The organism is Lentzea nigeriaca (assembly GCF_016907955.1).
GTDB lineage: Bacteria > Actinomycetota > Actinomycetes > Mycobacteriales > Pseudonocardiaceae > Lentzea > Lentzea nigeriaca.
This window is the reverse complement of record NZ_JAFBCX010000002.1, coordinates 208,443-220,877: the sequence shown is the minus strand read 5'-3', so window position 1 is coordinate 220,877 and position 12,435 is coordinate 208,443. Positions and strand designations below refer to the sequence as shown.

At 69.8% G+C, this 12,435-nt stretch carries 14 protein-coding genes; 8 read left to right on the top strand and 6 right to left on the bottom strand.

The genetic code is table 11. The features are described from left to right. Positions 1 to 25 precede the first annotated feature (25 nt). A complete protein-coding gene (locus JOD27_RS07350; RefSeq protein ID WP_204761370.1) occupies positions 26 to 1,189 on the bottom strand; it encodes an SWIM zinc finger family protein in 1,164 nt (387 codons plus the stop codon). A gap of 34 nt (positions 1,190 to 1,223) precedes the next feature. Continuing rightward, positions 1,224 to 2,396 carry a homogentisate 1,2-dioxygenase gene (locus JOD27_RS07345; protein ID WP_204761369.1) on the bottom strand — a complete coding sequence of 391 codons (1,173 nt, stop codon included), beginning with the start codon at positions 2,394 to 2,396 and terminating at the stop codon, positions 1,224 to 1,226. A gap of 70 nt (positions 2,397 to 2,466) precedes the next feature. Between JOD27_RS07345 and JOD27_RS07340 the strand changes: the two genes are divergently transcribed. From JOD27_RS07340 to JOD27_RS07325, 4 genes are read left to right on the top strand one after another with little or no spacing between them, the layout of a single operon-like run. After that, on the top strand, positions 2,467 to 3,330 hold the full coding sequence (locus tag JOD27_RS07340) for a hypothetical protein (protein WP_268247600.1): 864 nt from the start codon (positions 2,467 to 2,469) through the stop codon (positions 3,328 to 3,330). Beyond that, positions 3,327 to 4,490: a fumarylacetoacetate hydrolase family protein gene (locus tag JOD27_RS07335; protein ID WP_204761368.1), complete on the top strand. Its 1,164-nt coding sequence runs from the start codon at positions 3,327 to 3,329 to the stop codon at positions 4,488 to 4,490. Before JOD27_RS07340 ends, JOD27_RS07335 begins: the two co-directional genes overlap by 4 nt. After that, positions 4,490 to 5,122, top strand: a complete 633-nt coding sequence (locus tag JOD27_RS07330) for an IclR family transcriptional regulator (protein ID WP_204761367.1) — start codon at positions 4,490 to 4,492, stop codon at positions 5,120 to 5,122. The genes JOD27_RS07335 and JOD27_RS07330 overlap by 1 nt, the downstream gene beginning before the upstream one ends. After that, a complete protein-coding gene (locus tag JOD27_RS07325) occupies positions 5,119 to 6,261 on the top strand; it encodes a VWA domain-containing protein (protein WP_204761366.1) in 1,143 nt (380 codons plus the stop codon). The genes JOD27_RS07330 and JOD27_RS07325 overlap by 4 nt, the downstream gene beginning before the upstream one ends. Here the strand turns inward: JOD27_RS07325 and JOD27_RS07320 are convergent. Continuing rightward, positions 6,258 to 6,710: a hypothetical protein gene (locus tag JOD27_RS07320; RefSeq protein ID WP_204761365.1), complete on the bottom strand. Its 453-nt coding sequence runs from the start codon at positions 6,708 to 6,710 to the stop codon at positions 6,258 to 6,260. The two genes, JOD27_RS07325 and JOD27_RS07320, sit on opposite strands and share 4 nt — an antisense overlap. Then, positions 6,707 to 7,171 carry a hypothetical protein gene (locus JOD27_RS07315; protein ID WP_239566646.1) on the bottom strand — a complete coding sequence of 155 codons (465 nt, stop codon included), beginning with the start codon at positions 7,169 to 7,171 and terminating at the stop codon, positions 6,707 to 6,709. The genes JOD27_RS07320 and JOD27_RS07315 overlap by 4 nt, the downstream gene beginning before the upstream one ends. Before the next feature lie 79 nt (positions 7,172 to 7,250). Here JOD27_RS07315 and JOD27_RS07310 point away from each other — a divergent pair, with 79 nt between their 5' ends. From JOD27_RS07310 to JOD27_RS07295, 4 genes are all read left to right on the top strand, one after another. Next, complete coding sequence (locus JOD27_RS07310) at positions 7,251 to 8,015, top strand: DUF2470 domain-containing protein (protein ID WP_204761364.1); 765 nt, start codon at positions 7,251 to 7,253, stop codon at positions 8,013 to 8,015. A gap of 102 nt (positions 8,016 to 8,117) precedes the next feature. Further along, on the top strand, positions 8,118 to 8,816 hold the full coding sequence (locus JOD27_RS07305; protein ID WP_204762017.1) for a CPBP family intramembrane glutamic endopeptidase: 699 nt from the start codon (positions 8,118 to 8,120) through the stop codon (positions 8,814 to 8,816). 147 nt (positions 8,817 to 8,963) lie between these two features. Continuing rightward, positions 8,964 to 10,151, top strand: coding sequence for an arginine deiminase (locus tag JOD27_RS07300; RefSeq protein WP_204762016.1), 1,188 nt, complete (start codon positions 8,964 to 8,966; stop codon positions 10,149 to 10,151). A gap of 111 nt (positions 10,152 to 10,262) precedes the next feature. Next, on the top strand, positions 10,263 to 10,823 hold the full coding sequence (locus JOD27_RS07295; RefSeq protein WP_204761363.1) for a ferritin: 561 nt from the start codon (positions 10,263 to 10,265) through the stop codon (positions 10,821 to 10,823). 49 nt (positions 10,824 to 10,872) lie between these two features. Here JOD27_RS07295 and JOD27_RS07290 read toward each other — a convergent pair whose 3' ends face one another. Both JOD27_RS07290 and JOD27_RS07285 read right to left on the bottom strand, forming a co-directional pair. Continuing rightward, on the bottom strand, positions 10,873 to 12,024 hold the full coding sequence (locus JOD27_RS07290; RefSeq protein ID WP_204761362.1) for an RNA polymerase sigma factor: 1,152 nt from the start codon (positions 12,022 to 12,024) through the stop codon (positions 10,873 to 10,875). Position 12,025: 1 nt separating this feature from the next. Beyond that, the gene (locus JOD27_RS07285) at positions 12,026 to 12,433 is read right to left on the bottom strand and encodes a YciI family protein (RefSeq protein WP_204762015.1); all 408 of its coding nucleotides are present in this window, start codon (positions 12,431 to 12,433) and stop codon (positions 12,026 to 12,028) included. Positions 12,434 to 12,435: the final 2 nt, after the last annotated feature.

Sequence of the window (12,435 nt, the reverse complement as noted above, 5' to 3'; positions counted from 1 at the left end):
TCAGCGGCCCGTGGCGGCCCTGTGATCACGAGACCACCTCCAGTGTCCCGTCGACCGCCACAGCGCCCAGACGGAGCGCGTGGCCGTCCCACAGGCCCCACGCGTCGAACGCGGCGCCGCCCGTCAGCGCCAGGGCCATGTCGAGGCCGCTGTCGTCGCGCACCGGGACGCCGTGGCCGGACTCGTCGGCCAGCACGGTGCCGTGGAGGCGGACCGAGGCGCAGCCGAGCGGGACCAGCCGCACCCACGGGTCGGCCATCAGCACCGGCTCCAGGGTGGCGAGCGCGGCGCGCCAGGTCGGCGGGGCCGGGACCGAGTCCGGCGTGCGGGAGCCCTCCAGCTCGCCCAGGGCCACGCGGTCCGAGCCGGGGTACGGGTGGACCAGGGCCGAGGACTCCTGGCCGTGCGGCAGCAGCGGGACCGGGGCGCCCACGGCGGAGTGGCGGATGGCCACCACCCAGCGGCCGGTCTGGCGGCCCCAGCACCACTGGCGGACCGTGCGGACCCTGCCGTCGTCGGTTTCCAGGCGCAGCAGGGCCACCCAGCGGTCGGTGATGCCAGGAGAGGCCTTGACGGTCTCCTCCGGGATCGTCACTCCCAGCCTGGAGCGCGGCTGGACCTGGCAGAGCAGGTGGAGGCCGCCGAGGCGGTCGGCCACGTCGGAGGTCCAGCGCGGGCCGGAGCGGGCGACGATCTCCTGGATCTCGGTGACGGCTGCGGCGACGCCGGGGACCTGGGCGTCGATCATGCGAGCGGTGAAGGCCTGCCACCACGAGGCCGGGCGGCCCGGCAGCGACGCCACACCCGCCGAGGCCACGTCGAGGAGCCAGTCGCGGAGGCCCTCGATGCCAGACGACATCGCCGCCGCTCTGCGGTCAGCCGTCTTCTCGCGGGCACGGGCCCTGCGCGCCGCCGCTTCCGGGGACGAGTCGAGCTCGCGGGTGGCCCGGCGGGTGGTCCACTCCTCCACCCAGGCGGGCGGCAGAGCGTCCGGGATGTCGAGCTCCTGCAGCCCCACCGCGTGTTTGCACGGGAAGCGGCGCGAGGGGCACGTGCACTTCGCGGAGCCGGCGGCCAGGTCGACGCACACGCGGTACGGGGTGGAGCCCGAACCCGTGTAGACGCCCCACAGCACCGGCAGGGCCTTGCCCAGGCCCTGCCAGCGCGTAGGAACGGCTCGTGTCCTCACGCCGACCAAAGTAGCGAGGACCCCTGACAGAAAATCACGCCGGACCGCGACGGGCCCACGTCCACGCGTAGGCCGGGTCCTCACAGGCCTCCGCGGCCTCGCCGAGCTCCAGCGGCCGGAACGTGTCGACCATGACCGCCGTCTCGTCGAAGTAGTCCACGCCCAGCGACGCCTCGACGGCTCCCGGCTGCGGACCATGCGTGCACCCCGAGGGGTGCAGCGACATCGAGCCGATGCCGATGCCGGAACCCTTGCGGGCCTCGTAGTTGCCGCCCACGTAGAACATCAGCTCGTCCGAGTCGACGTTGGCGTGGTTGTACGGCACGGGCACGGCGAGCGGGTGGTAGTCGACCTTGCGCGGGCAGAACGAGCACACCACGAAGTTCGGCCCCTCGAACGTCTGGTGCACGGGCGGCGGCTGGTGCACGCGGCCGGTGATCGGTTCGAAGTCGCGGATGTTGAACGCCCACGGGTACAGGCACCCGTCCCACCCGACCACGTCGAACGGGTGGTTGGCGTAGGTGAAGCGGGTCAGCCCCGCGCGGTGCCGGACCAGAACATCGACATCGGTGCCCTCGACCAGCAACGGCTCGGAAGGCCCGCGGATGTCGCGCTCGCAGTACGGCGAGTGCTCCAGGAACTGGCCCTTCGCGGACAGGTAGCGACGAGGCGGCCCGATGTGCCCGGTCGCCTCCAGCACGAGCAACGACATCGGCGACGACGGCACCACCCGGTACGTGCACGAGGTCGGGATCACGACGTAGTCGCCGTCGCCCACCGTCAACGCTCCGTAGATCGTCTCGATCACACCGGATCCGGCCTGCACGTACAGCAGCTCGTCGCCGAAAGCGTTGCGGTACAACGGCGACGGCACGGAGGCGACCACGAAACCGATGGTCACGTCCGGGTTCCCGAACAGCTTGCGGCGCCCGGTGACCGCGTCGACCTCGTCAGAAGCCCAGGTCAGGTCCTGCGTCTTGAAGTGCCGCGGCTTCAGCGGCAGGTTCGGCGCAACGCTTCCGCGCTCGTCCTTCACGGTCTCCGCGTTCACGATCGCCGTGGGCAGGTACCGGTGGTAGAGCAGGGCCGAGTCGGCCGAGAACCCCTCGACTCCCATCAGCTCTTCCGCGTAGAGCCCACCGTCCGGTTTGCGGAACTGGGTGTGGCGCTTTCGGGGGATCTCCCCGACCTGGCGGTAGTAGGCCATGACGTGTCTCCGGGCGTTCGATTATCGGACATCTTTGTTCACTTACCGATACCCAGCTAGCGTGTCAGCCGTGTCAAGCGCTGTCGAACTCCGTGCGCCCGGTCCGCGCGGTACTCCGCCCCTGCTCGCGAGGCTTGTGGACGATGCCGCGCTCTTCCCTCCGGGGAACGCGTCGATGCCCGACGCGGTGCGTGGCCACCTGGACGGACGGGTCGGCGAGTGGTCCGGCGTCATGGGCCTCTTTCTGTGCCCGGCGTCCAGGCTCGCCGAGCTGATCACCGAGCTGATCAAGGTCAAGCCGCCGAAGCCGATCGCGCTGAGTCTCGTGATCGACACGGGCCTCGGCGGTGTGCCGAAGGCCGTGTCCATCGTCGAGAGCAGAAGCGAGCTCCTGGCGCTGCGCATGGTCGAGATGCCCGCACCGTCCGATGTGGACGAGGTGTGGCTCGAGCGCGTGTCCGAGTTCGTGCCGGAGGACGTCATCCGCGTCGTGGAGCCCCGTCGCGGCGGCTCCGAGTGGCTCGACGGCGTCCGCAGGGTGATCGAGCACGGCAGCTGGCCGAAGCTGCGCTGCGGAGGCCTCTCCCAGGAGAACTTCCCCAGCGTCGACGAGGTCGCGGACTTCCTGTCCGTCGTGAGCGGTGGCGGCGTCGCGTTCAAGGCGACGGCGGGCCTGCACAAGGCCGTCCGCCACACCGACGAGCAGGGCTTCACCCACCACGGCTTCCTCAACCTCCTCGTCGCCACGGCCCGCTCCCTCAGCGGCCGTGACGTCCGCGAGGCACTGGCGAGCACCGACGCCGAGGCGCTCACCGCCGAGGCCAAGGCGCTCAGCGACCAGGCCGCGCACGCCGTCCGCGGCGTCTTCGCGAGCTACGGCTCGTGCTCGCTCGCCGAACCGATCGCCGACCTCGAAGAGTTGGGACTGCTGTGAGCTGGATCAGCGACCCGAACTTCACAGAAGACCAGCCGTTCGGACCACAGACCCTCCCCTACGGCGTCGTCGACGGGGGCGTGGCCGTCCGCGTCGGCGACCAGGCGCTGCTCCTGAGGAGCCTCGCGCTGGGCAAGTGCAGCGAGCTCGTCCAGGGCGACTCGCTGGACCCGCTGCTGAAGGCGGGCCGACCGGTCTGGAGCGCTCTGCGCGCCAAGCTCAAGGAGATCGTCACGGCGACCTCCGCGCCGAAGGGCGCCGAGCTCACGGGCATCGAGACCGCGAAGATGCCGTTCACCGTCGGCGACTACGTGGACTTCTACTCGAGCAGGCACCACGCGGAGAACGTCGGCCGCATGTTCCGCCCGGACGGCGACGCGCTCACCCCGAACTGGACGCACCTGCCGATCGGCTACCACGGTCGCTCGGGCACGGTGTACGTCTCCGGCACGGACATCGTCCGCCCGAACGGCCAGCGCCGCGGCAGCGAGGGCCCCAAGTTCGGCCCCTCCGAGCGGCTCGACATCGAGGCGGAGGTCGGGTTCGTCTGCGGTGGCCCGCCCGCCGCGAACGTGTCCACGAGCAGGGCCGCCGAGCACGTCTTCGGCGTCGCGCTCGTCAACGACTGGTCGGCGCGCGACATCCAGGCGTGGGAGTACCAGCCGCTCGGCCCGTTCCTCGCCAAGTCGTTCGCCACGTCGATCGGCGCGTGGATCACGCCGCTCGAAGCGTTCTCAGTTGCACGCGTCCCGACGCCGCCGCTGCCGAACAAGTTGCACGACTACCTGACCACCGATCAGCCCTGGGGCCTGGACATAACGATCACGGTGGAGCTGAACGACACGATCGTCGCGCGGCCTCCGTTCCGCGAGATGTCGTGGTCGTTTGTGCAACAGCTGGCGCACATGACGGTGAACGGGGCTACCGTGCGCCCAGGTGATCTGTTCGCTTCCGGCACGGTCTCCGGACCGGAGAAGGACGAGCGCGGCTCGTTCCTCGAACTCAGCTGGGGCGGCAAGGAACCGTTCAAGCTCGACGACGGCTCCACGAGGTCCTTCCTGGAGGACGGCGACACGGTCAGGCTGACCGCGACGGCTCCCGGTGAAGGCGGTTCCGTGGTCGGTCTCGCCGAGGTGGTGGGCACAGTTCGGAGTGCGTGATGGTCGGAGCGACGAAGGAGAGCTCGCTGACCCTGGAACGGGGTCTGGCGCTGCTCCAGGCGGTCGCTGAGGCGGAGTCGGAGGCACCTTCGATCTCCGAGCTCGCCACGGCCATCGGCGCGTCCAGGGCCGCCGTGTACCGGCTTCTCGTCCCCCTCCAGGCGCGCGGGCTCGTGCGCCGCGAGGGGTCGAAGGTCCGGCTCGGCCTGGGCGTGCTGCGACTCGCCTCCAACGTCCTCCCCCAGCTCCGGATGGCGGCGAACCCGGCTCTCCGCGAGCTCGCGGAGAAGGTCGGCGCCACCGCGCACCTGACCGTCGCGGACGGCAGCGAGGCGCAGGCCGTCGCCGTGGTCGAACCGTCGTGGACCGCTTTCCACGTGGCGTACCGGGTGGGTTCCCGCCACCCGGTGCACCGCGGTGCGGCGGGCAAGGCGATCTCGCAACCGGTGGAGAACTGGGTCGTCTCCACCGGCGAGCTGCAGCCCAACGCGTACGGCGTCGCGGCACCGGTTCGCGGCGTTCCCGGCCTGCGCGCCTCGGTGGGCGTCGTGGCACTGGAACGGCTCGACGCGGACATCGTCGGCCCTCGTGTCGTGCGTGCGGCCGAAGAAGTGGCGGCAGCCCTCAAATGACGGAAGAGCGGTTGAGGCGCTGGCGGTTGCTGCTCGGCCCGAGCGCGGAGGACGTGGCGCAGCTGGGCGACGACGACCAACGGCGTGATGGTGCGCTCACCGGCCTCTACGGCGGCGGCAGCGAACGCGGTGCCGGTCTCGGCGCCAGCTCCCCGCAGCTGCACCGGTGGCTCGGTGACGTCCGCAAGTACTTCCCCACCTCGGTCGTCCAGGTGATGCAACGGGACGCGGTCGAGAAGCTCGGGCTGAAGCAGCTGCTGCTCGAACCCGAGCTGTTGCAGTCGGTCGAGCCGGACGTGAACCTCGTCAGCACCCTGCTGCAACTGTCGAGAGCCATCCCCGTCCGCACCCGCGACACCGCGAAAGCCGTCGTGCGCAAGGTGGTCGAGGACATCGAGAAGCGCCTGCAGGACCGGCTCGTCGAGGCCGTCCGCGGTGCCGTCGACCGATCGCGGCGCACCCACCGGCCGCAGCTGCAGGACGTCGACTGGGCCACCACGATCAAGGCCAACCTGAAGAACTACCAGCCGCAGCACAAGACCGTCGTAGTCGAGGACCTGATCGGGCACCGCAGGCGCAGCCGGGCCGCGTCGATGCGCGACGTGATCCTGCTCGTCGACCAGTCGGGTTCGATGGCGGACTCGTTGGTGCACGCGGCGGTTCTCGGTTCCGCGCTGGCGAGCATCCGGTCGGTCTCGACGAAGCTCGTCGTGTTCGACACCGAGGTCGCCGATCTGACCGACCAGCTCAGCGATCCGGTCGATCTGCTGTTCAGCGCCCAGCTCGGCGGCGGCACGGACATCAACCGAGCGGTCACCTACGCCCAGACCCAGGTCCGCAGGCCCACCGACACGGTCATCGTGATCATCAGCGACCTCTACGAGGGCGGGTCGGAGGCCGAGCTGCAGCGCCGGGTCCGCGAACTGGTCGCGAGCGGCGTCACCGTCGTGAACCTGCTGGCGCTCAGCGACTCCGGCACACCCGCCTACGACCACGAGCTCGCGGCGAAGCTGTCCGCCCTCGGCGCACCCGCGTTCGCCTGCACGCCGGACAAGTTCCCCGAACTGCTGGCGGCGGCGCTGCGCAAGGACGACCTAACGCAGTGGGCGGAGTCCGAGGGCATCGCGACGGGCCGTTAGCGCTCGACGACCCGTCCGCGGGTGAGGAACGCGAGCCCACGCGTCATCGCCACGACACGCCCACGTTCGTCCGGCCCCGCGATCCACACCCGGCCGGTGTGCCGGATCAGCACGCGCGCCCGCTCCGGCAGTTCAGGCAGCCGCAGGTTGTTCTCCGAACCGTCGACCCGCAGGTACGCCTGGCGCCCGATGCGCCGGCCGGGCACGAAGCTCACCGACACCGGCCGCCACGGGAACCGCTCGATCAGCCGCAGGGTGCCGCGGCGCGTGAAGAAGTGCCGCAGTCCCGGTGCGGCCAGCTCCAGCACCACCGGCACCGACAGCACGGTGAGCCACAACCAGCCGATCATGAGCACGACGCCGAACACGGCGACGGCGAAGAAGATGTGCCCGACAGCGCGACGATCCGCCCGCACCAGGCAGGTGTCGCTCCAGTTCTGGATGATCATCTCTGGACACGCGCCGGGATGAGCTGCGGCACCCCGCGGAACGTGACCACCGTGTTCCCTGCCGAGTCCGGCGGCACGAACCACACACGACGATGGCGCGCGATTCGGCCGCGGAGAAGAGGACCGACGCGCAACGTCAGCAAAAGCGGCGGCGAAGACAGCACGACCAGACGCCCTCCTTCCCACTGCACATGGGCGAAATGCCACGGTTCACCTTCCGGTAAACGCACCGGACGGCGACGAGTCACCATCCACAGCACGGCCGCGGCGAAGAACAGCAGGACCAGCGCCACCGGTGAGGACCACGACCACACGAGTACCAGCACGAACTGGAGGGCGAAGGCCGCACCGGCCAGAACGGTCCACATCAGGGCACGACGGCTCGCCCGGTCGACACAGTGCCGGGTCCACCGATCGTCGAGCGCCGTCACCTCGGTGGACGGCTTGTTTGGCACGACCACCTGTCAACCGTACAGGCGACACTTCCCTTCCCGAGCGGAGCTAAGTTAGGCTTGCCTAACCTTCCGAGGAGGTGGAGCGGTGACCGACACCCAGACCAAGCGCCCACCGGCGCCGCACGCCGCCGAGCGCGCCCGCACGATCACGGCTCGCGGTGGTCACGCCGCACTGCTTCCTCAGGCCGGGTCCCGCACCAGCCCGTTGTTCCACCACGTGCACCCGTGCGGCACGACGATCATGCTGCTCCCCGACGAGCATCCGCTGGTCGGACAGCTGTGGCAGACGCCGAGGGCCGAGGTGACGGCGATGCTGGAGATCGCCGACCAGGCTCCGGTGGCGTTGCGTGAACCCGTCCGCGGGCTGCTGTGGCTCACCGGGTGGGTCGCCGTGCTGGACGGTCGGGAGGCACGGGACGAGATCCTCGCGGTCGCCGACGTGCGGCCGGACCACCGGCTGCTGGACGCGGGGCACGGCGCTTCCGTGCTGAGGCTCACACCCGCGTCGATGGTGATCGCCGACGCCGAGGGCACCTCGTCGATCCGGCCGGAGCAGTTCGCGAGCGCGACGCCGGACCCGTTCTGCCGCAACGAGGACCACTGGCTGCGGCACCTGGAGGCCGCGCACCGCGACGTCGTCGGCCAGCTCGCCCGCCACCTGCCGGAGGAGCTGCGGGGCGGGCACGTGCGGCCGCTCGGACTCGACCGGTTCGGCCTGCGGCTGCGGGTCGAGGCCGAGTGCGACGACCACGACGTGCGGATCGCGTTCTCCAAGCCGGTCGGCACGCCGCAGGAGCTCGCCGCCGAGCTGCGACGACTGATGGGCTGCCCGTTCCTGTCCCAAAGATGATCCAATACTGCAGGTAGCCTCGCGCGGGTGACCTTGATCCCGCCGAAGATCGCTGATGACGAGAAGCGCGGCTACCAGCTCGAACTGCTGATCGTCTTCAGCATGACGCTCGGGCTGTCCGGCCTGCGCAGCCTCGTGCGGTTGATCGACAGCCTGCTGCAGCCGACGCCGCTGAGCCAGCAGTCGGTCGCGATCAACGTCCCGCAGGCGCGCGCCGATCTGCTGGACCTAGTGGCCCAGCTGCTCGGCGTGCTGCAGCTGGCCGCGTGGGGTGGCATCGGCCTGTATCTGTTGTGGCGCACCGGGATCAAGCTCCGGGTGATCGGCCTCGACGGCACGCGCAAACGAGCGGACGCGGTGGGCGCGCTGGGACTGGCCGCGATCATCGGCATTCCGGGTCTCGCGTTCTACTTCGCCGCGTGGTCGCTCGGGCTGAACCTCGCCGTGCAGCCGTCCACTTTGGACAACCAGTGGTGGATGAGCGCCGCGCTGATCCTCGCGGCCGCCGGCAACGCGTGGGCGGAGGAGGTGCTCGTCGTCGGGTACCTGATCACGCGGCTTCGGCAGCTGGGCTGGCGGCAGTACACGTCGCTGTTCGCGGCGGCGGTGCTGCGCGGGTCGTACCACCTCTACCAGGGCTTCGGCGGGTTCGTCGGCAACCTGGTCATGGGCTTGGTGTTCGGGTTCTACTGGCAGCGCACCAAGCGGTTGTGGCCCCTGGTGATCGCCCACACCATCCTCGACGTCGTCGCGTTCGTCGGTTACACAATGTTGCGTGGCAAAGTGAGCTGGTTGCCTTAATGATTCGATGGTGAAGCCTGCCATTCCATACCATTCGTTGCTAAATCGGGCCTGACAGCGGCGATTTGTGCTGTTCAGGGTTACGCTCGTTCGGTGACTGCGCACACGATCGCTGAGACCGAAGCACTCCCGGACGCCGCGCCCCGCGTGGACAGCGAGGTCGGCCCGCTGCGCACGGTGCTTTTGCACCGGCCGGGCAACGAGCTCAAGAGGCTCACCCCGCGCAACAACGACCAGCTGCTGTTCGACGGCGTGCCGTGGGTCGACCGCGCGCAGGAGGAGCACGACGCGTTCGCCGCGACGCTGACCGCGCGGGGTGTCGAGGTCCTGCTGCTGGCCGACGTGCTGGTCCAGGCGCTGGAGGACAACCGCGCGCGCATCGCGGGCATCCACAGCGCCGTCAACGAGCGCCGCCTCGGCATCGACCTGGCCGACGCGCTGCGCAGCCATCTCACCTCGCTGCCCGCCCCGCAGCTGGCGCAGGTGCTCATGACCGGCATGACGTTCGAGGAGCTGCCGGCCGCCGAGGGCGCCTCCCTGGTGCGCAAGATGCACCACCCGATCGACTTCGCCGTCGACCCGCTGCCGAACCTGCTCTTCACCCGCGACTCGTCGGTGTGGGTCGGCGACCGGGTGGCCATCACGTCGCTCGCCCTGCCCGCCCGCGACCGCGAGACGACGCTGACGGACCTGATCTACGCCTACCACCCGCGGTTCCGCCGCACGGGCCGCGCGTACGGCGCCCACTCGGCACCGCTGGAGGGCGGCGACGTCTTGCTGCTCGCGCCAGGTGTGATCGCCATCGGCGTCGGCGAGCGCACCACCCCCGCGGGCGCGGAGTCGTTCGCCCGCTCCGCGCTCGCGGACGGCCTCGCGCACACGGTGCTGGCGGTGCCGATCGCGCAGGAACGCGCCACGATGCACCTCGACACCGTCTGCACGATGGTCGACCGCGACGCCGTGGTGATGTACCCGGCGATCAGGCACAACCTGTCCGCGTTCCCGATGCGACTGGACGGCGACGGCGGTGTGCGCGTCGACGGCCCGGTGCCGTTCCTGGAGGCGGCGGCCGAGGCGATGGGCATCGAGAAGCTGCGCGTGATCGACACGGGCCTCGACCCGGTCACCGCCGAGCGTGAGCAGTGGGACGACGGCAACAACACACTGGCGGTCGGTCCCGGCCTCGTCGTCGCGTACGAGCGCAACGTCGAGACGAACGAGCGGCTCGAGGCGGCCGGCATCGAGGTGCTGCGGATCGCCGGTTCGGAACTGGGCTCCGGCCGCGGCGGCCCGCGCTGCATGTCGTGCCCGATTGACCGCGCACCCCTGGTTTAACTCTCAGCGTGATCGTTAGGAATGCCTAACCTTTGTTTGGTTCACCTTTCCAAACAAAGGTTAGCTTTTCCTGGAATGCACAGGTCATCGTTTTGGGTTAACGTACTCCGCATGGCCTCGAACGTGAAGAAGATTGCCCCGAAGAAGTCGAAGTTCCACGACCTCCTGCAGACTCAGGTCGGCAACGAGTTCTCCGCTTCGCAACAGTACATCGCGCTCGCCGTGTGGTTCGACAACGAGGACCTCCCGCGCCTCGCGTCGCACTTCTACAAGCAGGCTCTCGAAGAGCGCAACCACGCGATGATGATCGTCCAGTTCCTCATGGACAACGACCTCCCGGTCGCCATTCCCGGCACCGCCGCCCCGATCAACGACTTCACGGCGCCGCGCGACCTCGTCGAGCTGGCCCTGCGCCAGGAGCAGCAGGTCACCGACCAGATCGTGGCGCTCGCCAAGGCCGCCCGCGAGGAGGGCGACTACATCGGCGAGCAGTTCATGCAGTGGTTCCTCAAGGAGCAGGTCGAGGAGGTCTCCTCGATGAAGACGCTGCTCACCATCATGGACCGCGCCGACGGCAACATGTTCTACGTGGAGACGTTCCTGACCCGCGAAAGCGTGGGCGACAGCGGTGGCGACTCCGGCGCCCCCACGGCCGCCGGTGGCGCGCTCTGAGCTTTTCTTCGCACGCTTGAGTGCCTGATTTCTACGGCCCGCTTCGCCCTCACGGGTGGGGCGGGCTTTTTCGGTTGAGCCGTGCGGCCTGCCGCGTGAGATATTCCCGCTCGGGCAGGTTCGCCGCTTTCTTCGCCGCCTCGGTGTAGAGGCGTGCCGCCGTTTGCACGTCGCCGTCGCGTTCATGGAGGTATGCGGCCACCGCCGTGTACCGGGGAAGTGATTCGTCGAGTTCTCCGAGCGCTTTCAGCCCGGCGCGCGGCCCGTCCGCCTCACCCACGGCCACGGCGCGGTTGAGCCGCACGATCGGGCTGTCGGTCAGCTCAGCCAGTTCGTCGTACCACTCGACGATCTGCACCCAGTCCGTCTCCGCGGCGTCGGGTGCGTCGCAGTGCAGTGCCGCGATGGCCGCCTGGGCCTGGAACTCGCCGAGCCGGCCCCGCGCGAGCGCCGCCTGCAGGATCTCGACGCCCTCGGCGATCATCTCCGTGTCCCACTTGCTCCGATCCTGGTCGGCGAGCGCGACGAGGCTGCCGTCGGCGGCGGTTCGGCCGGCGCGCCTGGCGTGGTGCAGCAGCATGAGCGCGAGCAGACCGGCGACCTCGGGGTGATCTATCGCGGTCGCGAGCTGCCGGGTGAGCCGGATGGCTTCGGCGGCGAGGTCGACGTCGCCGGAGTAGCCCTCGTTGAAGACGAGGTAGAGCACGCGCAGCACGGTGGCCACGTCGCCGGGCTGGTCGAACCGCACGTCGCTGACCGTCTTCTTGGCGCGGCTGATGCGCTGGGCCATCGTCGCCTCTGGCACGAGGTAGGCCTGGGCGATCTGGCGGGTCGTCAGGCCACCGACAGCTCTGAGCGTGAGCGCGACCGCCGACGAGGGCGTGAGAGAGGGATGCGCGCACAGGAAGTAGAGCTGCAACGTGTCGTCGGTGTCCGACGCCGGTCCAGGCTCGGGTTCGGCGTCGACGAGCTCCTCCCGCCGTCTCCGCGCCGACTCTGCTCGCGTCGCGTCGATGAACTTGCGCCAGGCCGCCGTGACCAGCCAGCCCTTCGGATCCCGCGGCGGATCGTCCGGCCACACCCGGACCGCTTCGAGCAGCGCGTCCTGCACGGCGTCCTCGGCCGCCGCGAAGTCGGCTCCGCGGCGGACGAGAACCCCGATCACGCCAGGGGTGAGGCTCCTCAGCAGTGCCTCGTCCATGTCACTCCGTGATCGTCGGCGGGTTGCCGTAGAACGGCCGCAGCTCGAGCCACTCGTGGATCGGCTTGCCGTCCTTGCCCGGCGCCGCCGACAGCTCCCCGGCCAGCTCGACCGCGCGCTCGTAGCTGTCGACGTCGATCACCATCCACCCTGCGATGAGGTCCTTCGTCTCGGCGAACGGCCCGTCCGTCACCGGCGGCTTGCCCTCACCGTCGTACCGGACCCACGTGCCCTCGGGCGCGAGCGCCTGACCCTCGACGAACTCGCCGGTCGCCTCCAGCTTGGTCGCGAAGTCGCGCATGTACTGCAGGTGCGCGGTGATCTCGTCCTGCGTCCACTGGTCCATCGGCACGTCGTTCACCGCAGCCGGTGCGCCGCGGTAGTGCTTGAGCAGCAGGTACTTGGCCATCT

Bases quoted from the DNA above. Each gene is read 5' to 3' on its own strand.
- JOD27_RS07345 (WP_204761369.1), bottom strand. From the start codon at position 2,396: ATGGCCTACTACCGCCAGGTCGGGGAGATCCCCCGAAAGCGCCACACC.
- JOD27_RS07325 (WP_204761366.1), top strand. From the start codon at position 5,119: ATGACGGAAGAGCGGTTGAGGCGCTGGCGGTTGCTGCTCGGCCCGAGC.
- JOD27_RS07330 (WP_204761367.1), top strand. From the start codon at position 4,490: ATGGTCGGAGCGACGAAGGAGAGCTCGCTGACCCTGGAACGGGGTCTG.
- JOD27_RS07285 (WP_204762015.1), bottom strand. From the start codon at position 12,433: ATGGCCAAGTACCTGCTGCTCAAGCACTACCGCGGCGCACCGGCTGCG.
- JOD27_RS07320 (WP_204761365.1), bottom strand. From the start codon at position 6,710: ATGATCATCCAGAACTGGAGCGACACCTGCCTGGTGCGGGCGGATCGT.
- JOD27_RS07290 (WP_204761362.1), bottom strand. From the start codon at position 12,024: ATGGACGAGGCACTGCTGAGGAGCCTCACCCCTGGCGTGATCGGGGTT.
- JOD27_RS07305 (WP_204762017.1), top strand. From the start codon at position 8,118: ATGACGCTCGGGCTGTCCGGCCTGCGCAGCCTCGTGCGGTTGATCGAC.
- JOD27_RS07295 (WP_204761363.1), top strand. From the start codon at position 10,263: ATGGCCTCGAACGTGAAGAAGATTGCCCCGAAGAAGTCGAAGTTCCAC.